We start from the raw sequence: 20,845 nt of genomic DNA, 5'->3' as shown, positions 1-20,845 counted from the left end.
CATGGTGGGAGGTAACGGCGCAGCCCGGGACGTTTTCGTTGTCATGGAACCCGAGAACTGGCCGAACGTACTGATCGGCCAGGTCCTCACTGAGCTTCTTCGATGTGGCCACCGATCGGGTGATGGCCGTGAGCCGCAACGGGCGAGGCCCCCGGGCTGTTGATCGAGATGTCTGACGTCTCAATCACGCTGCTCGGGGGCCTCGTTGGTCATCTATCCTGCCGCACTCGACCTGCCTCATGCGCTCGTGGAGTGGGTGACCATGCTGATCGTCACCCGCGAGGGTGATCGGCGATGAAAGCTCCGCCCGTCGCATCGCGCGATGGTGGCGCTGGTCTATCTGCGAGAGCACACCACCCTGGCGAAGATCGCTGGCGGGTTCGGGATCAGCGAGTCCACCGCCCACGCCTACACCAGCAGGGTCATCGGTCTGCTCGCAGAACGGACGCCGGGTCTGCTAAAGGTGGACGCCAAGGCGTGGCTCCGGCGATCAAGTACCGACCAGGAGCGCGGCGAGTTCGTCGATCCACGGGACGGCTCCCTAACCGTCGCTGAATACGTCGAGCGGTACTGGATGCCGGGTGTGCGTGGTGAGGCCAAGACGCGCAAGGGCATCGATGAGCGGATTCGGCTACACGTGATACCGCACCTGGGCGATGCATCGCTGAACGAGGTGTCTGCGGCCGAGCTTCGTGCCTACATAGTCAGGCTCGAATCCTCGTGCTCGCCGCAGTACGCCCGCAGCATCCTCTCGACGCTGTCGAGCGTCCTGGAGACAGCGGTTGATGACAAGCGTCTTGCTCGGAACCCGATGAGGTCCAAGTCGGTCCGATGGCCGAAACTGCCTGATGAGCGTCGCGAGGCGTGGCCTGAGGCGCTGGCACGGAGCGTGCGTGATGAGATCAGCCAGAGGCACCGTATAGCGGTAATTCTTGGGTTGGGGTGCGGTCTGCGTCAGGGGGAAGTGTTTGGCCTGAGCATGGAGGACGTGGACCACGCGCGCGGAGTCCTCCACGTCCGACGTCAGGTGCAAATAGTCAATGGTCGGAAGTACTTTACCCTTCCAAAGGGTGGCAAAACCCGCGTTGCGGACATGCCGCGTTCCGTGGCCGACGAGTTGGTGAAGCATGCCAGGGCATACCCCGGTGACAAGGTCGAGCTTCCCTGGGGCGGTCCTGAATCGGACAGGGAGCGGAAGAAGTTCGGCCTCGTACTGACAACGAAGTACGGGAACGCGATCGCAGCCAACACGTGGAACACCGAGATCTGGAAGCCTGCTCTGGCCAGGGCAGGTGTCATCCCTCCGCGTGTCAAGGGGGCGAAACCTTGGCAGTGGCAAGCGGCGCCGAAGGATGGGTTCCATGTGTTGAGGCACACGTACGCATCCCTCGTGCTGGAGGCAGGAGAGTCGGTCGTCACCCTCGCCAAGTGGTTGGGGCATTCATCGCCGACCATCACGCTCGATCACTACGCGCACTTCATGCCGGAGGCGGGGAAGAAGGGGCGCAGGGCAATCGATAGCCTGCTGGGGGAGCGGGCGGAGGAGAGTTCCGGCCCAAACTCCCCAGATTCTCCCCAGGCCCGATCCTGAGTGGAGATGCGACCGTCCGACGCGCGTAAACAGCGAGGTGAGAGCCCGTATGTTCACCACCCGCCCCACCCTCCAGGGCACCTTCGGCATGGTGTCCTCCACCCACTGGCTGGCCTCGCAGTCGGCCATGGCGGTGCTGGAGGACGGCGGCAACGCCTACGACGCCGCCGTGGCCGGAGCCTTCGTGCTGCACGTCGTCGAGCCGCACCTCAACGGGCCCGCCGGAGAGGTGCCGATCCTGCTCGCGCCGGCGGGCGGCGAGGTGCGGGTGCTGTGCGGGCAGGGTGTGGCGCCGGCCGGGGCGACGGTGGCGCACTACAAGGGACTCGGACTCGAGCTCGTCCCCGGCACCGGACCGCTCGCCGCCGCCGTGCCCGGTGCCTTCGACGCCTGGCTGCTCCTGCTGCGCGACCACGGCACCAAGTCACTGGCCGACGTGCTGAAGTACGCCATCGACTACGCCGAGCACGGGCACGCGCCCGTGGAGCGCGTCGCGGAGACCGTCGAGACCGTCCGTGAACTGTTCGAGACGGAATGGACGACGTCCGCCGACGTCTACCTGCCGGACGGCCGCCCGACCCGCCCCGGCGAGCTGCTGCGCAACCCCGCCCTCGCCGCCACCTGGCAGCGGCTGCTCGCCGAGGCCTCCGGCGCCGGGGAACGGCAGGGGAGCCGGGAGTGGGACCGCGAGGCGGAGATCGACGCGGCGCGGGAGATCTGGCGCTCCGGCTTCATAGCCGAGGCCCTCGTCCGGCAGGCCGGGCGGCCCACCCTGGACACCAGCGGTGAGCGCCACACCGGCACCCTGACCGCCGCCGACCTCGCCGGCTGGTCCGCCCACTACGAGGCGCCCGCGACGTACGACTGGAACGGCTGGACCCTGTGCAAGGCCGGTCCCTGGAGCCAGGGCCCGGTCCTGCTCCAGCAGTTGGCGCTGCTCCCGCCCGAGCTGCCCGCTCACGGCTCCGCAGACTACGTCCACCTGCTGGTCGAGGGCTGCAAGCTCGCCATGGCCGACCGGGAGGCCTGGTACGGCGACGCGGACGGCGCCGACCGGTTGCCGCTCGACGAGCTGCTGTCGCCGGAGTACAACGCCGAGCGGCGGCAACTCGTCGGCGGCAAGGCGTCCTTCGAGCTGCGGCCCGGCGCACCCGGCGGGCGCGCCCCGCGGCTCAGCGCGCACGCCCTCGGCGCGGCCGTGGAGGGGGAGGGCCTCGACGCCCTGGGGGTCGGCGAGCCGACGGTCGCCAAGAGCCCGACGTCCCCGGTGCCGGGCGAACCGGACGTCGCCGCCGACGGGGGCACCCGCGGCGACACCTGCCACCTCGACATCGTGGACCGCTGGGGCAACATGGTCTCGGCCACGCCCAGCGGCGGCTGGCTCCAGTCCAACCCGGTCGTGCCCGAACTGGGCTTCCCGCTCGGCACCCGGCTCCAGATGACCTGGCTGGAGGAGGGCCTGCCCAACTCGCTCACGCCGGGCCGCCGCCCGCGCACCACGCTCACGCCGTCCATTGCCCTGCGCGACGGGGTGCCGGTCATGGCCTTCGGCACCCCCGGCGGCGACCAGCAGGACCAGTGGCAGACGCACTTCTTCCTGGCCGTCGCGCTGCGCGCGCGGGTGCGCGGCGGCCTCGACCTCCAGGGCGCGATCGACGCCCCGAACTGGCACAACGACAGCTTCCCCGGCTCCTTCTTCCCCCGCGGCATGCGGGCGGGCTCGGTCACCGTGGAGTCCCGCATGCCGGCGGAGGTCGTCGAGGAGCTGCGGCGCCGCGGGCACGACGTGACGGTGGGGGAGGCGTGGTCGGAGGGCCGTCTGTGCGCCGTCGCCCGCGACCCGGCCACGGGTGTGCTGTCGGCGGCGGCGAACCCGCGCGGCATGCAGGGCTACGCGGTGGGCCGCTGACCGGCGCCGCACGCCGGGCCGCGCGCCCGCCCCCGCCCCCGCACGCGCGCACCGGGTGTTCGTGTCGATTCCACCCGGAGTACACCATCCGGGTGGGGATTGTCAGTGGTGCGTGCTCTCATGGAGCCATGATCGAGAACAACGAAACCATCGACGAGTTTCTCGCCCGGCACACCGACGAGGTGGAGGCGGCCGTCCGCAAGGCCGCCGCCCAGGAGATCATGCCGCGCTGGCGCCGGCTCGCGGCACACGAGGTGGACCAGAAGGCCGGCCCGCACGACCTGGTCACCGACGCCGACCGCAGGGCCGAGCTGTACCTGACGGAGATCCTGGCCGGCCTGCTGCCGGGCTCGGTGGTGGTCGGCGAGGAGGCGGTGCACGCGAACCCGGCGTCGTACGGGGCGATACGCGGCGAAGCACCGGTGTGGATCATCGACCCGGTCGACGGGACCCGGCAGTTCGTGCGCGGCGAGGAGGGCTTCTGCACGCTGGTGGCCCTCGCCCGGCACGGCGTGGTGCACGCCTCCTGGACCTACGCCCCCGCCACCGACCGGCTCGCCACGGCCGTGCGCGGGAAGGGCGCCTTCCTGGACGGTGAGCGGCTGTACGCCGGGCCGCCCGAGCCCGGCCGCGAGCTGCGGGTGGCCACCTCCCACCCGGACTACACGACGGACGAGCAGAAGCGCGACCTGCTCGCCCTGCGCACCCCGGGCGTGGCTCCCCGCCCGTGCGGTTCGGCCGGCCTGGAGTACCTCGCGGTCGCCAGGGGCGAGTCCGACGCCACCGCCTTCTCCTGGGAGGCGGCGTGGGACCACGCGGCCGGTCTCCTGCTGGTCGAGGAGGCGGGCGGCTCCCACCTGACCCGCACGGGCGAGCCCTTCCGCATCACCGGGGGCAACGACCTGCCGTTCACGGCCGCCCGCGACACGGCCACGGCCCGGCGGATGGTGGCCCTGCTCTCGGGCGAGGCCTGATCTCCGGGGGCGGCGCCTCTGTACGAGACACGGACGACGGCGGTCCGCTCCGCCCCCGTGCCCGGGGGTGCCGGCCGTCAGGCCGCCAGCGACTCCGCGGCGAGGAACTTCTCCACGATCTCCCGCGCACGGCGGTCGAAGCCGGCGTACTGCGCCTCCCGTTCGGCGCCCGTGACCGCGTTGCCGACCAGCAGGTTGCCCTCGGCGTCGACGCGCTGCGGGCGGTCCTCGGCGTCGGTGAGCAGACCGACCACCGAGTGGGAGAAGCCGCAGTAGTAGGCGATGCCCTCGCTGAGGCTGGTCTCCAGCAGGGAGTGCATCGCCTCGGTGATCGGATCGTCGGCGGTGGCACCGGCCAGGCCCAGCCAGAGCATGCGCTTGCCCGCCAGGCGGGGCTTGCTGCGGCCGTAGGCGAAGCCGTAGTTCCACACCCGGTCGATCCAGCCCTTGAGGAGGGCGGGCACACTCTGCCAGTACACCGGGAAGACGGCGACGACGACGTCGGCGTCGAGAACGCGCCGCATGTGGGCCTGTGCCTCGTCCGAGTACGCCTTCTCCCGGTCGCCCCAGTCCGGCTGGTCCGCCGTGTTCATCCGCGGGTCGAAGCCCTCGGCGTGCAGGTCGAGCAGGTCGACACGGTATCCGGCGGCCACGAGCCGGTCGGCCGTACGACGGGCGGTGTGCGCGGTGAGGGAATCGGCGCGGTGGTGCGCGACCACCACGAGGGCGGTCCTGGCGTTGCCGCTGTGCTGCGTCACGGTGTCTCCCGGCTGGTCTCGGTCAGTGCGACGAGTCCAGTACAGCCGCGGCCGTGTAGATGATCCATGGGAGAAAGTCTCAGAAACATAAGAGATCGTCTAAGGTGACCGGTGTGGATCCCCTGAGTTCACTGCTGAGCGACATCCGGGCCGAGGGTTCGGTCGTCAGCCACGCCGTACTGACGGCGCCCTGGACCATCCGCTTCACCGACGGCGCGCCGCTCACCATGGTCAGCGTGCTGCGCGGCGGCGGCACCCTGCTGCTGCCCGACGGCACCCGCCGGGCGGTCGGCGTGGGCGACACGGCTCTCGTCCGCGGTCCCGCGCCGTTCCTTCTCGCCGACCGTCCGGCCACGGTCGACCGCCCGCACACCGAGTACGAGATCGCGTGCTTCACCACGGATCCCGAGTGCACCGCCCAGGAACTCGGCGGTATCCGCTGGGGCACCGATCCGGACGGGGCGACCGCGCTGATCGTGGGCGCGTACCGTGCCTCGGGCCACCGCCACGAGCGGCTGCTGCGCACCCTGCCCCCCGTCCTGGTCATCAACGAGGACGTCGAGGTCTGCACCTGGCTGGAGGCGGCCGCAGCCGACGCCGCGCGGCTCACGGCCGGTTCCCAGGCGTTGATGGACCGGCTCCTCGACTGGGCCCTGGTCTGCACGCTGCGCAACTGGTTCGACCAGGCCGGTGCCGACGCGCCCAGCTGGTACCGCGGCCTGGCCGACCCGGTCCTCGGCCCTGCCCTGCACGCCTTCCACGGCCGGCCCGCCGAGTCCTGGACGGTGGCTTCACTCGCCGGTCGGGCGGGCGTCTCCCGGGCGCTGTTCGCCAAGCGCTTCACCGAGCTGATGGGCCGCCCGCCCCTCGCCTACCTCACCGAATGCCGGATGGCCGACGCCGAGGCACTGCTGGCCGACAGCGACCTCAGCATCGCCCAGATCGCCAGGTCCGTCGGCTATGCCGACGCCTTCGGCTTCAGCGCCGCCTTCAAACGGCACAGGGGCCAGAGCCCCAGCACGTTCCGCGCCGCGGCGGCGGCCTGAACCCCGGCGCACCCGCGACCGCGCGCTGTCGGACCGCGGGCCTATCCTGATCCCGAGTGGCCATCGGCTGACGAAGGGGTCCGAAGGTGCCGTCGATGCTCGATGCCGTCGTAGTGGGTGCGGGGCCGAACGGACTGACCGCTGCCGTCGAGCTGGCCCGCCGGGGCTTCTCGGTCGCCGTGTTCGAGGCGCGGGACACCGTGGGCGGCGGAGCGCGCACCGAGGAGCTGACCCTGCCGGGCTTCCGCCACGACCCGTGCTCGGCCGCGCACCCGCTCGGCATCAGTTCCCCGGCCTTCCGCGGCCTCCCCCTGGAGCGGTACGGCCTTCAGTGGCTGCACCCCGAGCTGCCCATGGCGCACCCCTTCCCCGACGGCACGGCCGCCGTCCTGTCCCGGTCGGTCGGCGAGACGGCCGCCTCCTTCGGAGCGCGCGACGCGGGCACCTACCGCAGACTGGTCGAGCGCTTCCTGCCCAGGTGGGACACGCTCGCCCGCGACTTCATGTCCCTGCCGCTGACGGCGCTGCCCCGCGACCCGGTCACCCTCGCCCGGTTCGGACTGGTCGGCCTGCCCCCGTCGACCTGGCTGATGCGCCGCTTCCGCGACGAGAAGGCCAGGACCCTCTTCGCCGGGCTTGTCGCGCATGTGATGGCACCGCTCGGAGGCTTCGCCACCGGGGCCATAGGCCTGGTCTTCGCCCTCGCCGCGCACGCCCGGGGCTGGCCGGTGGCCCGCGGCGGCTCCCAGTCGATCTCCGACGCCCTCGCCGCGTACCTCCGCGACCTCGGCGGCACCGTCCACACCGACTACGAGGTCAAGCGCCTCGACGACCTGCCGCCCGCGCGGGCGTACGTCTTCGACACCTCGCCCACGGCCCTGGCGCGCATCGCGGGTCTCGGCCACCACTACGCGAACTACCGGTACGGCCCGGGCGTCTTCAAGATCGACTACGCGCTGGACGGCCCCGTGCCGTGGACGGCCGAGGAACCGCGCGGCGCGGGCACCGTGCAGATCGGCGCCGACAGCGCGGAGATCGGTGCCGCCCTGGACGCGGCCTCCGGCACCGACCGCGCCCCCGAGCGGCCGTTCCTCATCACCGTGCAGCCCAGCGTCGTCGACCCCGGCCGCGCCCCGGCCGGCCGGCACGTCTTCTGGGCGTACGGCCACGTCCCCAACGGCTGGACCGGCGACCTCACCGACGCGATCGAACGCCAACTGGAGCGCTTCGCCCCCGGCTTCCGCGACCGCGTCCTCGCCCGCGCCACCGCGGGACCGCCCGAACTCGCCGCCCGCAACGCCAACTACGTCGGCGGCGACATCTCCTCCGGTGCGGTCAACGGCCTCCAGCTCCTCCTGCGCCCCAAGCTCTCCCTCTTCCCCTACTCGACCCCGCACCCGGCCGTCTTCATCTGCTCGTCGGCCACGCCTCCGGGCCCCGGCGTGCACGGCATGTCGGGCCACAACGCGGCGAAGGCCGTGTGGCGAAGACTCCGCCAGACCTGACCCCGGAACGGAAGCGCGCCGAACCGAGCCGAACCGAGCGAGGAGCACTCCCATGCCCACCATCACGCTGGTCCGGGGCGACATCACCCGCCAGCACGCCGACGCGATCGTCAACGCCGCCAATTCCTCCCTCCTCGGCGGAGGCGGCGTCGACGGCGCCATCCACCGACGCGGCGGCCCCGCGATCCTCAAGGAGTGCCGCCGGCTCCGCGCGGGGCACCTGGGCAAGGGCCTGCCCACCGGCCGTGCGGTCGCCACCACCGCGGGCGACCTGGACGCGCGCTGGGTGATCCACACGGTCGGCCCGGTGCACCGCACCACCGAGGACCGCTCCGGCCTCCTCGCCTCCTGCTACCGCGAGGCCCTCCGCGTCGCCGACGAGTTGGGCGCCCGCGACGTCGCCTTTCCCGCCATCTCCACCGGCGTCTACCGCTGGCCGCTCGACGACGCGGCCCGCATCGCCGTGGAGACGGTGCGGGGAGCCGACACGTCCGTCGAGGAGGTCAGGTTCGTCCTCTTCGACGACCGGGCCCACGAGGCGTTCGCCGCGCAGGCCGCTCGTTGACGCTCCGGCCCGGCAGGACGGGGCGGAGGATCAGACGCAAGCGGCCGCGCACGCGCGCCGGTTGAGTCTCGCCGTGGCAGTCCCCGGCCTTCGCGGAGTTCACCCGAACAGGCGTTCAGGTGTCCCGGCCAGGGCCGCCCGCGCTCGTACCCCGACGGCCAGTGCCACGGCCACCAGCCCTGCGCTCACCCACAGCGGCCCCAGCTCACCGGCCGCCGTGCCGAGGGTCGCCCCGGCGAGGAGGGGGCCCGCGGCGGCGCCGGCGTTGAACGCGGCGGTGGCGTAGGAGCCGGCCATGGCCGGGGCGCCCGACGCCGCGTAGAGGACCCGGGTGATCAGCGTGGCGCCCAGGGCGAACGACAGGGTGCCCTGCACGAACACCAGGGTGAGGAGCGCGACGGGACGGTGGGCCAGTAGGGCCAGGGCGGGCCAGCCGAGGAGCAGCAGCGGGCCGGTGACCGCGGCGACCGCCCCGGGGCACCGGTCGGACAGCCGGCCGGCGACGGTGACACCGGCGAAGGACCCGGCGCCGAAGAGGACCAGCGCGACGGGGACCCAGAGTTCGCCCAGTCCCGCGGTGCCGGTGACGACGGGGGCGAGGAAGGTGAAGCTCGCGAAGGTCGCCGCGTTGACCAGGGCGCCGAGCAGCATGACCGGCAGCAGCCCCGGGTCGCGGAGGCGGGCCAGTTCCGTACGCAGCGGCGGCAGGGCGTCGGCCCCGTCTTGCCGTGCGGGGCGCTTGGGGACGCCGGTGAGGATGCCCAGCGCCGCGGGCAGACAGAGGGCGGCCACCGACCAGAACGTGGCCCGCCAGCCGAGCAGGGTGCCGAGCAGTGAACCACCGGGCACACCGGCGATCGTGGCCACCGTCGTGCCCGACAGCAGGACGGCGAGCGCACGGCCCTTCCGGTCCGCCGGGACCAGGGTGGCCGCCGTCGTCAGCGCCACGGCCAGGAAACCGGCGTTGGCCAGTGCCGCGACCACCCGGGTCGCGAAGAGGAACGCGAAGTCGGAGGCGAGGGCGCCCGCGGCGTGGGCGGTCAGGAAGACCAGAACGCAGCCGAGCAGACTCGACCTGCGGGGAAGGCCGCGGCCGAGCGCCGCCATGAGCGGGGCTCCGACGACCATGCCCACGGCGAAGGCCGAGGTGAGCGTTCCGGCGGTACCGACGGTGACGTCGAGGTCCGCGGCGATGTCCGGCACCAGTCCGGCGAGCATGAATTCGGAGGTGCCCATGGCGAAGACCGCCAGGGCGAGCAGATAGAGGGGGAGGGGCAGCATCGAGTCGGCTCCGGGGTGAGGAAAGTACGAGGAGGCATCTCGTCACCACCGCCGGCCCAGGAGGGTACGCCCGTCGGGCCGCGCGCGACACGGCGCGGCGACCGGGGTTACGGACTCAGTGGTTCTGGGGGCTGACGGCGTGACCGAAAGCCCCCACCCTGTCCGACACAGGACTCGTCATGACCCGCACGCTACCCGACCGGTCCGGGGCGGAGCACCCGGGTTTCGCCGACGCACGCTTCCCACCTGGCTTGACGCTTTATTGCGAGTGATGTGCAATAGCCGCGCATCGACAACAAGTGTGGGGGAGACATGACAGCCCGTCGGACCCGTCGGACCCGTTGGACCCGTTGGACCCGATCGCGCGGCCGGAGCGACCGGAGCCTTCCGATACGGAGTGCCGCCGCCGCGGTGGCGCTCGCCGCCGGTGCGGCCGCCTGCTCCGCACCCTCGGACGGGGGGAAGGACGGCGACGGCGGGGCGTCCGGGTCCGTCGTGATCGGGGTGGCCTCGGAGCCGGACACCCTCAGCCCGCTGCTCGGCTACGGCAAGGACGGAAACTCCAAGATCTTCGACGGGCTGCTCGCCCGCGACACCGACCTGGAACTGAGGCCGGCGCTCGCCACCGCCCTGCCCGAGATCACCGACGGCGGCCGGACCTACACGTACACCCTGCGCGACGGCGTGAAGTTCAGCGACGGCGAACCGCTGACGGCCGACGACGTGGTCTACACGTACCGCACCGTCCTCGACGAGAAGACCAACAACACGGCCCGCAGCGAGCTCGACGCGATCGAGGCCGTCCGCGCGAGCGGGGACGACACCGTCGTCTTCACCCTCAAGTACCCCTACGCGCCCTTCGCCGCCCGCACCGTCCTGCCCATCGTCCCCGAGCACATCGCGGGCGAACAGAACCCCGACACCGGCGACTTCAACACCGAGCCGGTCGGCACCGGGCCGTACGTGCTCACCAACTGGAGCAAGGGCGAGAAGCTCGCCTTCGAGGCCAACCCGCACTACTGGGGCGGCAAGCCCGCGGTGAAGTCGTTCACCATGGCCGTCGTCCCGGACGACAACGTGCGCGCCACCCGGCTGCGCTCCGGCGACCTCGACGGCGCGGTCCTGCCGCCCAACCTCGCCGCCACCTTCGAGAAGGACGACGGCAGGCGCACCTACCGGGCCAGGTCCTACGACTTCCGGGCCGTCACCCTGCCCACCGCCGGCAAGGTCACCGGCGACCGCGCGATCCGCAGGGCCCTGGACGCCGCCGTGGACCGGCGGGCCATGGTCGACAAGATCCTCGACGGCGCGGGCCGGCCGGCGTACGGGCCGCTGCCCGTCGACGACCCCTGGTACGAGCGCGGCGTCGAGCGCCCGCACGATCTCGCGAAGGCGAAGCGCATCCTGGACGAGGCCGGCTGGAAACCCGGCTCCGGCGGCGTCCGCGCCAAGGACGGACAGCGCGCGTCGTTCACCCTGTACTACCCCTCCGGCGACAAGGTCCGCCAGGACCACGCGCTCGCCTACGCCTCCGACGCCAAGAAGGCCGGCATCGAGGTGAAGGTCGAGGGCGCCACCTGGGAGGTGATCGAACCGCGGATGAAGACCGACGCGGTCCTCGCGGGCCTCGGCAGCGTCGGCGACCCCGACTTCGGCCTCTACACCCTGCTGCACTCCTCCCTCGCCGGCGACGGCTTCAACAACATGGCCCACTACGACAACCCGGCCGTCGACCAGGCGCTCGACACCGGGCGCCGCAGCCAGGACCCGGAGAAGCGCGCGGCCGCCTACGACAGGATCCAGCAGGCCCTCGTCGACGACCCCGGCTACACCTTCCTCACGCACATCGACCACCTCTACGTCCTCGCCGACCGCTGGGACGGGCTGACCACCCAACTGGAGCCGCACGAGCACGGCTTCGCCAGCGGGCCCTGGTGGAACATCGAGGACTGGCAGCCCAAGAAGTGACCGGAACCGTACGGCGGCTGCCCTGGGGCGCGATGGCACGCCTAGCGGGGCGGCGGGCGCTGTTCGCCGTGCCCGTCGTCCTCGTCGTCACCTTCGGCGTGTTCGCGATCGCCGCCGCCTCACCCTTCGACCCCGTCAAGGCGTACGCCGGCACCGCCGCGCTCGGCGCCGACCAGGAGACCCTGGACCGGCTGCGCGAGAACCTCGGCGTGGACCAGTCCTTCGTCGTCCGCTGGTGGCACTGGCTGACCGACGCCCTCACCGGCGACCTCGGCCACTCCAGCGTGCTGCGCCAGCCCGTGACCCAGGTCATCGGCGAACGCCTCGTCTGGTCCGCCCTGTTGTGCGCCGTCGCCTTCGCCGTCGCGGTCACCGTCGGCACGCTTCTCGGCGTGCTGGCCGCCCGGCGGCCCGGCTCGATGCCCGACCGGGCGATCACCTCCCTCGCGTACACCCTGGAGGCGGCGCCGGTCTTCTGGATCGCGCTGCTCGCCGTGTGGCTGTTCGCCCTCCAGTGGGACGTGCTGCCCGCCGGCGGTCTCACCGACACCGCCAGCGAACAGGTCACCGCCGGGCAGGTCGCGGGCCACATCGTGCTGCCCGCGGGGGTGCTGGCCGTCTCCCAACTGCCCTGGTTCACGCTCTACGTGCGCCAGGGCGTCGGCGACGCGCTCGCGGAGGACCCGGTGCGCGGCGCGCGGGCCCGCGGCCTGCGGGAGCGCACGGTCCTCCTCCAGCACGCCCTGCGCTCGGGACTGCTGCCCGTGCTCACCCTGATCGGCTCCCGGGTGCCCGAACTCATCACCGGGGCCCTGCTGGTGGAGAGCGTCTTCAGCTGGCCCGGCATCGCCGCCGCCACCGTCGAGGCGGCCACCGCCGTCGACTTCCCGCTGCTGGCCGCCCTGACCGTGCTCGCCACCGCCGCCGTACTCGCCGGTAACCTGCTCGCCGACCTGCTCTACGGACTCTTCGACCCGAGGGTGAAGCTCAATGAGATGTGATGGTCATGGCTGACGCCGCCGTCGAGAAGACCGGCACCGCGTGGCGGGCCGCCGGCGGCGACCGCCGCTCCACCCGCACCCTGCGCCTGCGCACCTCCGCCGCGCTGCTGACCGTCACCGTGCTCGCCGTGCTGCTCGTGCCGCCGCTGGTGCAGCTCGACCAGCAGGCCGTCGACCTGGCCGCCAAGCTGCGAGCCCCCGACTGGGCGCACCCCTTCGGCACCGACGACGTCGGCCGCGACCTGCTGCTGCGCTGCGTGTACGGCCTGCGCGTCTCCCTGCTCGTCGGGGTGGCGGCCGCCCTGACCGCGACGGTCGTCGGCACCGCCGTGGGCGCCGCCGCCGGGGCGTTCGGCGGCTGGGTCGACCGTGGCGTCATGCGGGTCGTCGACGCCCTGTCCTCCGTGCCCCACCTGCTGATGGGCATCTTCATCGTCGCCATGTTCCGGCCGGGCGTCTGGCCGGTGGTGGCCTCCGTCGCGCTCACCCACTGGCTGTCCACCGCCCGCATCGTCCGCGCCGAGGTGCTGTCCCTGCGCGCCCGCCCCCACATCGACGCGGCGGTCTCCGGCGGCGCCTCCCGGTGGCGGGTGACCGTACGGCATCTGCTGCCGGGCGTGCTGCCGCAGGCCGCGCTGGCCGCCGTACTGATGGTGCCGCACGCCATGTGGCACGAGTCGGCGCTGTCCTTCCTCGGGCTCGGTCTGCCCACCCACACGGCGAGCCTCGGCAACCTCATCCAGGAGGCGCGGGGTTCGCTGCTGGCCGGGCAGTGGTGGCCCACCCTCTTCCCCGGCCTGTTCATCATCGTGCCCACCCTCGCCGTCGCCGGACTCGCGGGCGCCTGGCGGGAGCGGATCAACCCGCGCAGGCGATCGGAGCTGATGCTGTGACCGAGCGAGCCCCCGTGCCGTCGGTGCCTCCCGTGCCGTCGGTGTCCCCCGTGCCGTCGGTGTCCCCCGTGCTGTCGGTGCACGGTCTGTCGGTGCGCTTCCGCATGCCGGGCGGGCGCCGCGTCGCCGCCGTCACCGACGCCCGCTTCGACGTGGCGGCCGGCGAGTGCCTGGCCCTGATCGGCGAGAGCGGCTGCGGCAAGTCCGTCCTCGCCTCCGCCCTGCTCGGGCTGCTGCCCGGCAACGCGCAGACCGCGGGCCGCGCGCTCCTCGGCGACCTGGACCTGCTCGCCGCCGACGAGCGGACCTTCGCCCGCACCGTGCGGGGCCGGCTGATCGGCCTCGTCCCGCAGAGCCCGGCCGCCCACCTCACCCCGGTCCGCACCGTGCGCTCGCAGCTGGAGGAGACGGTCGCGGAACTCACCGGCGTCCGCGGCGGACGCAGGGCCCTGCGCGAGGCCGCGGAGGCCGCCGCCGCACGCGCCGCGTTCCCGCCGGACCACCTCGACCGCCACCCGCACGAACTCTCCGGCGGCCTCGCCCAGCGTGCCGCCACCGCCCTCGCCCTCGTCGGCGACGCCCCGCTGCTGCTCGCCGACGAGCCGACCACGGGGCTCGACCGGGACCTGGTGGACCGCACGGTCGACGAGCTGAGGCGACATGTCGACAGGGGGGCGGGCCGTGCGCTGCTGATGATCACCCACGACCTGGCCGCCGCCGAGCGCGTCGCCGACCGCATCGCCGTCATGTACGCCGGCCGCATCGTCGAACTCGCCGACGCCCGTACCTTCTTCGGCGCCCCCGGCCCGCGTCACCCCTACAGCCGCGGTCTGCTCGACGCGCTGCCCGACCGTGCCTTCACCCCCGTCCCCGGCCTGCCGCCGGAACTCGGCGCCCTCCCCGACGGCTGCGCCTTCGCCGCCCGCTGCGACCGGGCCACCGACGCCTGCGCCGTCCTGCCCCCGCCGCACCGCGCGGTGGCCTGCCACCACCCGCACGCCGCGCTCACGGAGGCCGTCGACCGTGCTTGAACTGCTGACCGTCACCGCCGGATACGACAGGAGGGCGCCCGTGTTCCGGGACGTCTCCCTGTCCGTGGCGCCGGGGGAGGCCGTCGGACTGCTCGGTCCCAGCGGCTGCGGCAAGTCCACCCTCGCCCGCGTCGCCGCCCTGCTGCACCGCCCCGACGCGGGCGCGCTGCACCTCGACGGCACCCCGGTACGGCACTGGCGGCACCGCGCCCCGCGTGCCCTGCGCACCGCCTTCGGCGTCGTCTTCCAGCAGCCCCGTCTCGCCGCGGACCCCCGGCTCACCCTGGCCGACCTGGTCGCCGAGCCACTGCGCGCCACCGGACGCCGGGACGAGGCCGCCGGCCGGGTCGCCGAACTGGCCGCCGGCGTGGGACTGACCGCCGACCTGCTGACCAGGCGCCCGCACGAGGTCAGCGACGGCCAGTTGCAGCGCGCCTGCCTCGCCCGCGCCCTGGTGCTGCGCCCGCGCTGGCTGGTGTGCGACGAGATGACCGCGATGCTCGACGCCTCGACCACGGCCGCCCTGGTCCGCGTGGTGGAGGACTACCGGGCCGGCACCGGAGCGGGGCTGCTGGCCGTCGGCCACGACCGTGTCCTGCTGGACCGATGGTGCGACCGCACCGTGGACTGGGCCTCCCTGAACTCCCCGGCGGAGCACTGACCCCTTCCGCCCCGGGGCCGAGGACGGCCGGGGTGCGTCAGCGGGTGCTCCACTTCTGGTCGTCCTTGCCGTCGCACTCCCAGAGCTGGAGCCTCGCGCCGTTCCCGGTCTTCCCGTCCACGACGTCCACGCACTTGTTGGCCTGCACGTTGACCAGGTCCTTGGGCCCGGCCAGGATGAACTGCTGGGCCGGGTTGCCGCTGCACACCGCCACCTGGACCACCGTGCCGTTGGCCGTGCCGCCCCAGGTCGCGTCCATGCACAGGCCCAGCGACCGGATCGTGCCGTCGGGACGGAAGTCCCACTTCTGCCAGTTCTTGCCGGTGCAGTCCGCGATCTGAAGGGGCGCACCGTCCCGCCACTTGTGGCCCGCCACCTCGATGCAGCGGTTCGAGGCATGCCCGTAGATGGTGGTGCCGGGGGCGACGGTCTCCGGGGCCTCGGGCTCCGGCTTCTCCTTGTCGCCCCCGCCCGAGGACTCCTTCTCGGACTTGCCGGGCGCCGGTGCCTTCTCGCCTCCGCCGTCTCCGCCGCCCCCGTCGCCCCCGTCGTCCTCCGGCTCCCGCACGTCGGGTTCCCGCACCTTCGGCTGCTCCGCGGGTGCGGATTCGGCGCTGCTGGGCAGGGTTTCGGGGGTGGCGCTGGGGCTGGGGGCGAGTGCGGCTCCGGCCTGCTGGGTCCGCTCGGTGGCGCTGCTGCGGACCTGCGGCTTGTACGCGATCCAGATCATCACGAAGGCGATGGCCAGCGCCACGAAGATCCCGAAGAACGTCGCCAGCCAGCGCGGGAGGAACCCGCGCTGCACGTACGTGCCCTCGACGTCGGTCGGATCGACCCCGGAGCGCCGTACGGCCAGCGTGTACGGCCGCTCCTCCTTCGCTCCGAACCAGATGATCTGCTTCGGCTTCAGCGTCGTCTCCACGAACGCCGCACGCCCCGGCTCGATCTGCACGTTCGACGGGCGGATCTCGTACGACAGGTGGTCGCCGGTGTCGCTGCCCGCGACCGACGCCGTCACCTTCGTATTGCCGAGGTTGTCCACCGCCAGCCGGGGCCGGCCCCGGAACCGCCCCTTCACCGTGGGCGGCACCAGCTCGGCCCGGACCTCGGTGAACGAGGTGATCGTGAGGTTGCCCTCCGGGACGGTCACCGCGTCGGGGTGCTCCGTCGGCGTGATCCGCACGGCGTAGGGGTTCGGGCCCGCCACGGCGTCCGGTGTGCGCGGCGGGGCGAAGGTGAGCTCGACGGTGCCGGTGGTCCCCGGATACAGGCGCAGGGTCTGCGGCTCCACCGTCGTCCAGGGAGCCACGTCCCCGACGGGCTCGAACCGGTACTCGTCCACCACGTCACCGGTATTGCGCACGCGCAGGCGCACACGCGTACTGCTGCCGGGGTCCACCGTCGCGGACGCGGGCTCCAGGGAAGTCCACAGGTTCACGCCAGGACGTTACGTGGTGGGCGAGTCCCCGTCAGGGGCTCTCGGGGCAGTCTTGGTTGCCCCAAGGGTCAAGGTTCCCCGACCGGCCGTCCCGCGGACGCCACTGCCCATCAGGAACAAACAAACTCCGACGGGATAATTGATTCGGTTCTGTTCGAGTCCTAGGGTGACCCTGATCCAGTAGTCACCGCGTCACCGGCAGTTGAGATCCGCCCCACCTTCAACCGCCGTTCAAGCACCGTGCGTTGAGCCGCCCCCGAAGCCCACGGAAGGCCACGGTCATGCCGCACTCGCCCGCGTCCCCCACCCAGTCCCCGGCCCGCTCGCCCCGCCCGGTCGTCAGCCGCCGCCGCCTCCTGGAGGGCGGGGCCGCCGCCCTCGGCGCGCTCGCCCTCTCCGCGTCGCCCGTCACCGCGCGGGCGGCCGGACGCAGAGGGGCGGCCGACGAACCCCCGGAGTGGAACGACTTCGGCGTCTTCCGGCTCGGCACCCAGCCGCCGCACGCCACGCTCACGCCGTACGAGGACGTGAAGCAGGCCCTCGCCGGTGACCGCGCCCGCTCGCCCTACCGGCTGAGCCTGGACGGCACCTGGAAGTTCGCCTACGCCGACCGTCCCGAGGACCGGGACGCCGACTTCCACCGCACCGACGTGGACGACGGCGACTGGGAGACCATCCCGGTCCCGTCCGTGTGGCAGCTGCACGGCCACGACTTCCCCATCTACCTGAACATCACCTACCCGTACTGGGGCCCCAACGGCCGCGGTGAGGAGCCGCAGCCGCCCGCCGCGCCGACCCGCTACAACCCGGTCGGCCAGTACCGGCGCACGTTCACCGTTCCCCGCGACTGGAAGGGCCGGCGCACCTTCCTCCACTTCGAGGGCGTCAAGTCCGCGCACTACGTGTGGATCAACGGCGAACTGGTCGGCTACGACGAGGACTCCTACACGCCGTCCGAGTACGACGTCACCGACCACCTCAAGCCGGGCACCAACCAGATCGCCGTCGAGGTCTACCGCTACTCCGACGGCGACTGGATGGAGGACCAGGACATGATCCGGCTGAGCGGCATCTTCCGCTCGGTCCACCTCTACTCCACCCCGGCCGTGCACCTGCGCGACTTCAAGCTGGACACCCCGCTCGACGACACCTACACCGACGCCGAACTCGCCGTCACCGCGAGCGTGCGGGCGTACGGTGAGGGCGGCACCGGCCGCTACACCGTCGAGACCCAGCTCTACGACGCGCGCGGTCACGCCGTCTGGTCCCGGCCGTTGCAGCAGCCCGTCGAGGTCGGCGAGGCCCGCGCGGGCGAGGACGTCACGGTACGGGCCGCGAAGGCCGTGCCGAAGCCCAGGCTCTGGTCGGCCGAGCACCCGAACCTCTACACGGCCGTCCTGCGCCTGCGGGACCCGGCGGGCAAGGTGACCGAGACCCTGTCGCACCGGGTGGGCTTCCGCGAGTTCGCGCTCAAGGACGGACTGATGCGGATCAACGGCGAGCCGGTGTCCTTCCGCGGCACCAACCGCCACGAGATGCACCCCTCCCGCGGCACCGCGCTCACCCGCGAGGACATGGTCGAGGACATCGGAATCATCAAGCGGATGAACATGAACAGCGTCCGCACCTCGCACTACCCCGACAACCCGTACTGGCTGGAGCTGGCCGACGAGTACGGCCTCTACCTCGTCGACGAGACCAACCTGGAGACCCACGGCATCCGCGACGAGTACCCCGGCGACCACCCGGACTGGACCGCCGCCTGCGTGGCCCGCGCGCAGAACATGGTGCACCGCGACAAGAACCACGCCTCGGTCGTCATCTGGTCGCTGGGCAACGAGGCGGGCGGCGGCTCCACCTTCACCGCCATGCACGACTGGATCCGCTCCTACGACGACACCCGCGTCATCCAGTACGAGGGCGACGACCGCCCCGGCATCAGCGACATCCGCTCGGAGATGTACGACAGCCCGCAGCGCGTCGAGCAGCGCGCGAAGGACACCGCCGACACCCGGCCGTACGTCATGATCGAGTACGCCCACTCGATGGGCAACTCGACCGGCAACTTCAAGAAGTACTGGGACGTCGTGCGCGCCCACGACGTGCTCCAGGGCGGCTGGATCTGGGACTTCGTCGACCAGTCCCTCTACACGCCCGTCCCCGCCCGCACCCTGCTCACCGAGGCCGGGCCCGCCGGGCTGCGCGGCGAGATCCTCGCCACCCGCGGCACCCTCGACCGCGCCAAGGGCCTGTCCGGCATCACCGTCTTCGAACGCGACGACAGCCTGGACCTCACGGGTTCACTCACCCTGGAGGCCTGGGTCACGCCGGACGTGACGGGCTACCACCAGCCGATCATCGCCAAGGGCGACACCCAGTACGCGCTGAAGCAGAACGGCCGGACCCTGGAGTTCTTCATCCACTCCGCAGGCCAGTGGATCACCGCGAACTGGACCGTGCCGGACGACTGGACCGGCCGCGAACACCACCTCGCGGGCGTCTTCGACGCCGACGCCGGGACCCTGACCCTCCACGTCGACGGCACGGTACGGGCCACCCGCACCACCGACCGGCGGCCCAGCAGCAACACCGCGCCCCTCGCGCTCGCCTCCGACGCCGACAACCAGGTGCGCGAGTTCAGCGGCACCATCCGCCGGGCCCGCGTCTACGCCCGAGCCCTCGGCGCCGCCGAACTGGCCTCCGACGGCCGCGGCCCCGACGACGACGGCGTGCGGTTCTGGTTCGACGCCGCCACCGTGAAGAGCGAGAAGAAACGGCCCGGGGACAAGACGTTCCTCGCCTACGGCGGCGACTGGGGCGACAACCCCAACGACGGCGCCTTCGTCGCGGACGGCATCGTCACCGCCGACCGCCGCCACACCGGCAAGGCCGCCGAGGTCAAACGCGTCTACCAGGCCATCAACGCCGCCCGCACCCCCGGCGGCGGCCCCGGCGCGGTCACCCTCACCAACGAGTACCTCTTCACCCGCCTCCGCGACTTCGACGGCCACTGGGAACTCGTCGCCGACGGCAGGACCGTACGGCGCGGCAGGCTGACCCGGGACCAGCTGGACGTGGCACCGGGCTCGGAGAAGGACATCACGGTCCCCGTACGCCTGCCGCACGACCCGGACCCGGGGGCCGAGTACTTCCTGGAACTCTCCTTCACCACCAAGGAGTCCACCCCTTGGGCGAAGGCCGGATTCGAGGTGGCCCGGCAGCAGCTCCCCCTGGAGAGCGGCGCCCCCGCCCCGGCCCCGGCACGTCTGGAGAGCGTCCCGGCGCTGCGCCACGAGGACCGCGACGGCGAGGTGAGGGTCACCGGCAAGGGCTTCTCGGTCACCGTCGACAAGCGCACCGGCACCATCACCTCCTACGAGGCGAAGGGCACCCGCCTGATCACCTCCGGGCCGGTGCCCAACTTCTGGCGCGCACCCACCGACAACGACAAGGGCAACGGCCAGCACACCCGCAACCAGACCTGGCGCGACGCCGGCGCCCGCCGGAAGGTCACCGGCGTCGCCGTGCGGGCCCTCGGCGACCGGGCCGTCGAGATCAGGGTCACCGGCACGCTGCCCACCTCGGTCGAGTCCGCCTTCGGCACCACCTACACGGTGTTCGGCAACGGCGAGATCAAGGTCGACAACACCCTGCACCCGGGCGCCGCGAACCTGCCCTACCTTCCCGAGGTCGGCACGATGCTCTTCCTGCCGCGCCGCCTGGACCGGGTGCACTGGTACGGCCGCGGTCCCGAGGAGAACCACTGGGACCGCAACGACGGCACGGACGTCGGCCTGTACTCCGGCACCGTCGCCGAGCAGTGGACCCCGTACATCCGCCCCCAGGAGAACGGCAACAAGACCGACGTCCGCTGGATCGCGCTCACCGACCGCCACGGCGTGGGCCTGCTCGCCTCCGGCGAACCCCTGCTGGAGGCCAACGCCTCGTACTTCACGCCGGAGGACCTGTCGGCCGGCGTGCGGCACGACTACCAGCTCACCCCGAGGGACGAGGTCGTCCTGCGCCTGAACCACCGTCAGATGGGCGTCGGCGGCGACAACAGCTGGGGCGCGCACACCCACGACGAGTTCAAGCTCTTCGCCGACCGGGACTACGCGTACACCTACCGGCTGCGGCCCCTCACCGACGTCCGTGACGCGACGCGGGCCTCACGGCGGCGGACGGCGACGGAGCAGTAGAGGACGGAGGACAGGGGAGCGGCGC

General features: G+C 72.5%; 15 protein-coding genes and 1 pseudogene. 13 read left to right on the top strand and 3 right to left on the bottom strand.

The features are described from left to right. Positions 1–205: 205 nt before the first annotated feature. The 4 genes and pseudogenes from Sco07f_RS40675 to Sco07f_RS21585 form a co-directional block, all read left to right on the top strand. A pseudogene (locus Sco07f_RS40675) lies at positions 206–463 on the top strand (helix-turn-helix domain-containing protein); the annotation flags it as partial. Positions 464–574: 111 nt separating this feature from the next. Further along, the gene (locus tag Sco07f_RS40670) at positions 575–1,591 is read left to right on the top strand and encodes a tyrosine-type recombinase/integrase (RefSeq protein WP_306425765.1); all 1,017 of its coding nucleotides are present in this window, start codon (positions 575–577) and stop codon (positions 1,589–1,591) included. Positions 1,592–1,640: 49 nt separating this feature from the next. After that, a complete protein-coding gene (locus tag Sco07f_RS21590) occupies positions 1,641–3,500 on the top strand; it encodes a gamma-glutamyltransferase family protein (protein WP_108988829.1) in 1,860 nt (619 codons plus the stop codon). Between the two features lie 128 nt (positions 3,501–3,628). Continuing rightward, complete coding sequence (locus tag Sco07f_RS21585) at positions 3,629–4,474, top strand: inositol monophosphatase family protein (RefSeq protein WP_054101389.1); 846 nt, start codon at positions 3,629–3,631, stop codon at positions 4,472–4,474. A 77-nt stretch (positions 4,475–4,551) separates the two neighbouring features. Here the strand turns inward: Sco07f_RS21585 and Sco07f_RS21580 are convergent, their stop codons facing one another. Next, positions 4,552–5,232 carry an NAD(P)H oxidoreductase gene (locus tag Sco07f_RS21580; RefSeq protein ID WP_054101388.1) on the bottom strand — a complete coding sequence of 227 codons (681 nt, stop codon included), beginning with the start codon at positions 5,230–5,232 and terminating at the stop codon, positions 4,552–4,554. A 113-nt stretch (positions 5,233–5,345) separates the two neighbouring features. Between Sco07f_RS21580 and Sco07f_RS21575 the strand changes: the two genes are divergently transcribed. From Sco07f_RS21575 to Sco07f_RS21565, 3 genes are all read left to right on the top strand, one after another. Beyond that, a complete protein-coding gene (locus Sco07f_RS21575) occupies positions 5,346–6,278 on the top strand; it encodes an AraC family transcriptional regulator (protein ID WP_434092080.1) in 933 nt (310 codons plus the stop codon). Between the two features lie 95 nt (positions 6,279–6,373). Next, complete coding sequence (locus tag Sco07f_RS21570; protein ID WP_108988828.1) at positions 6,374–7,783, top strand: phytoene desaturase family protein; 1,410 nt, start codon at positions 6,374–6,376, stop codon at positions 7,781–7,783. 52 nt (positions 7,784–7,835) lie between these two features. Next, positions 7,836–8,348, top strand: a complete 513-nt coding sequence (locus tag Sco07f_RS21565; protein ID WP_108988827.1) for an O-acetyl-ADP-ribose deacetylase — start codon at positions 7,836–7,838, stop codon at positions 8,346–8,348. A 99-nt stretch (positions 8,349–8,447) separates the two neighbouring features. Here the strand turns inward: Sco07f_RS21565 and Sco07f_RS21560 are convergent, their stop codons facing one another. Further along, positions 8,448–9,626, bottom strand: coding sequence for a Cmx/CmrA family chloramphenicol efflux MFS transporter (locus tag Sco07f_RS21560; RefSeq protein WP_108988869.1), 1,179 nt, complete (start codon positions 9,624–9,626; stop codon positions 8,448–8,450). A gap of 414 nt (positions 9,627–10,040) precedes the next feature. On the opposite strand from Sco07f_RS21560, the gene Sco07f_RS21555 reads away from it, so the two are divergent. The 5 genes from Sco07f_RS21555 (at position 10,041) to Sco07f_RS21535 (ending at position 15,183) form a co-directional block, all read left to right on the top strand. Then, on the top strand, positions 10,041–11,597 hold the full coding sequence (locus tag Sco07f_RS21555; protein WP_167468168.1) for an ABC transporter substrate-binding protein: 1,557 nt from the start codon (positions 10,041–10,043) through the stop codon (positions 11,595–11,597). A 32-nt stretch (positions 11,598–11,629) separates the two neighbouring features. Continuing rightward, positions 11,630–12,598, top strand: coding sequence for an ABC transporter permease (locus tag Sco07f_RS21550; RefSeq protein WP_042821919.1), 969 nt, complete (start codon positions 11,630–11,632; stop codon positions 12,596–12,598). Positions 12,599–12,603: 5 nt separating this feature from the next. Next, a complete protein-coding gene (locus tag Sco07f_RS21545) occupies positions 12,604–13,491 on the top strand; it encodes an ABC transporter permease (protein ID WP_108988868.1) in 888 nt (295 codons plus the stop codon). 104 nt (positions 13,492–13,595) lie between these two features. After that, the gene (locus tag Sco07f_RS21540; RefSeq protein ID WP_387916454.1) at positions 13,596–14,522 is read left to right on the top strand and encodes an ABC transporter ATP-binding protein; all 927 of its coding nucleotides are present in this window, start codon (positions 13,596–13,598) and stop codon (positions 14,520–14,522) included. Next, on the top strand, positions 14,515–15,183 hold the full coding sequence (locus tag Sco07f_RS21535) for an ABC transporter ATP-binding protein (protein ID WP_108988825.1): 669 nt from the start codon (positions 14,515–14,517) through the stop codon (positions 15,181–15,183). Before Sco07f_RS21540 ends, Sco07f_RS21535 begins: the two co-directional genes overlap by 8 nt. A 37-nt stretch (positions 15,184–15,220) precedes the next feature. Here Sco07f_RS21535 and Sco07f_RS21530 read toward each other — a convergent pair whose 3' ends face one another. Then, complete coding sequence (locus Sco07f_RS21530; RefSeq protein WP_108988824.1) at positions 15,221–16,621, bottom strand: RICIN domain-containing protein; 1,401 nt, start codon at positions 16,619–16,621, stop codon at positions 15,221–15,223. A gap of 281 nt (positions 16,622–16,902) precedes the next feature. On the opposite strand from Sco07f_RS21530, the gene Sco07f_RS21525 reads away from it, so the two are divergent. Then, positions 16,903–20,820, top strand: coding sequence for a glycoside hydrolase family 2 TIM barrel-domain containing protein (locus Sco07f_RS21525; protein ID WP_108988823.1), 3,918 nt, complete (start codon positions 16,903–16,905; stop codon positions 20,818–20,820). Positions 20,821–20,845 lie beyond the last annotated feature (25 nt).

This window comes from Streptomyces coelicoflavus (genome assembly GCF_003112555.1).
Lineage (GTDB): Bacteria > Actinomycetota > Actinomycetes > Streptomycetales > Streptomycetaceae > Streptomyces > Streptomyces coelicoflavus.
This window is presented reverse-complemented; position numbering and strand designations above follow the sequence as displayed.

Coding starts and splice junctions, on each gene's coding strand:
- Sco07f_RS40670 (WP_306425765.1), top strand. CDS start 575: ATGCCGGGTGTGCGTGGTGAGGCCAAGACGCGCAAGGGCATCGATGAG.
- Sco07f_RS21590 (WP_108988829.1), top strand. CDS start 1,641: ATGTTCACCACCCGCCCCACCCTCCAGGGCACCTTCGGCATGGTGTCC.
- Sco07f_RS21585 (WP_054101389.1), top strand. CDS start 3,629: ATGATCGAGAACAACGAAACCATCGACGAGTTTCTCGCCCGGCACACC.
- Sco07f_RS21570 (WP_108988828.1), top strand. CDS start 6,374: ATGCTCGATGCCGTCGTAGTGGGTGCGGGGCCGAACGGACTGACCGCT.
- Sco07f_RS21565 (WP_108988827.1), top strand. CDS start 7,836: ATGCCCACCATCACGCTGGTCCGGGGCGACATCACCCGCCAGCACGCC.
- Sco07f_RS21550 (WP_042821919.1), top strand. CDS start 11,630: ATGGCACGCCTAGCGGGGCGGCGGGCGCTGTTCGCCGTGCCCGTCGTC.
- Sco07f_RS21545 (WP_108988868.1), top strand. CDS start 12,604: ATGGCTGACGCCGCCGTCGAGAAGACCGGCACCGCGTGGCGGGCCGCC.
- Sco07f_RS21540 (WP_387916454.1), top strand. CDS start 13,596: ATGCCGGGCGGGCGCCGCGTCGCCGCCGTCACCGACGCCCGCTTCGAC.
- Sco07f_RS21525 (WP_108988823.1), top strand. CDS start 16,903: ATGCCGCACTCGCCCGCGTCCCCCACCCAGTCCCCGGCCCGCTCGCCC.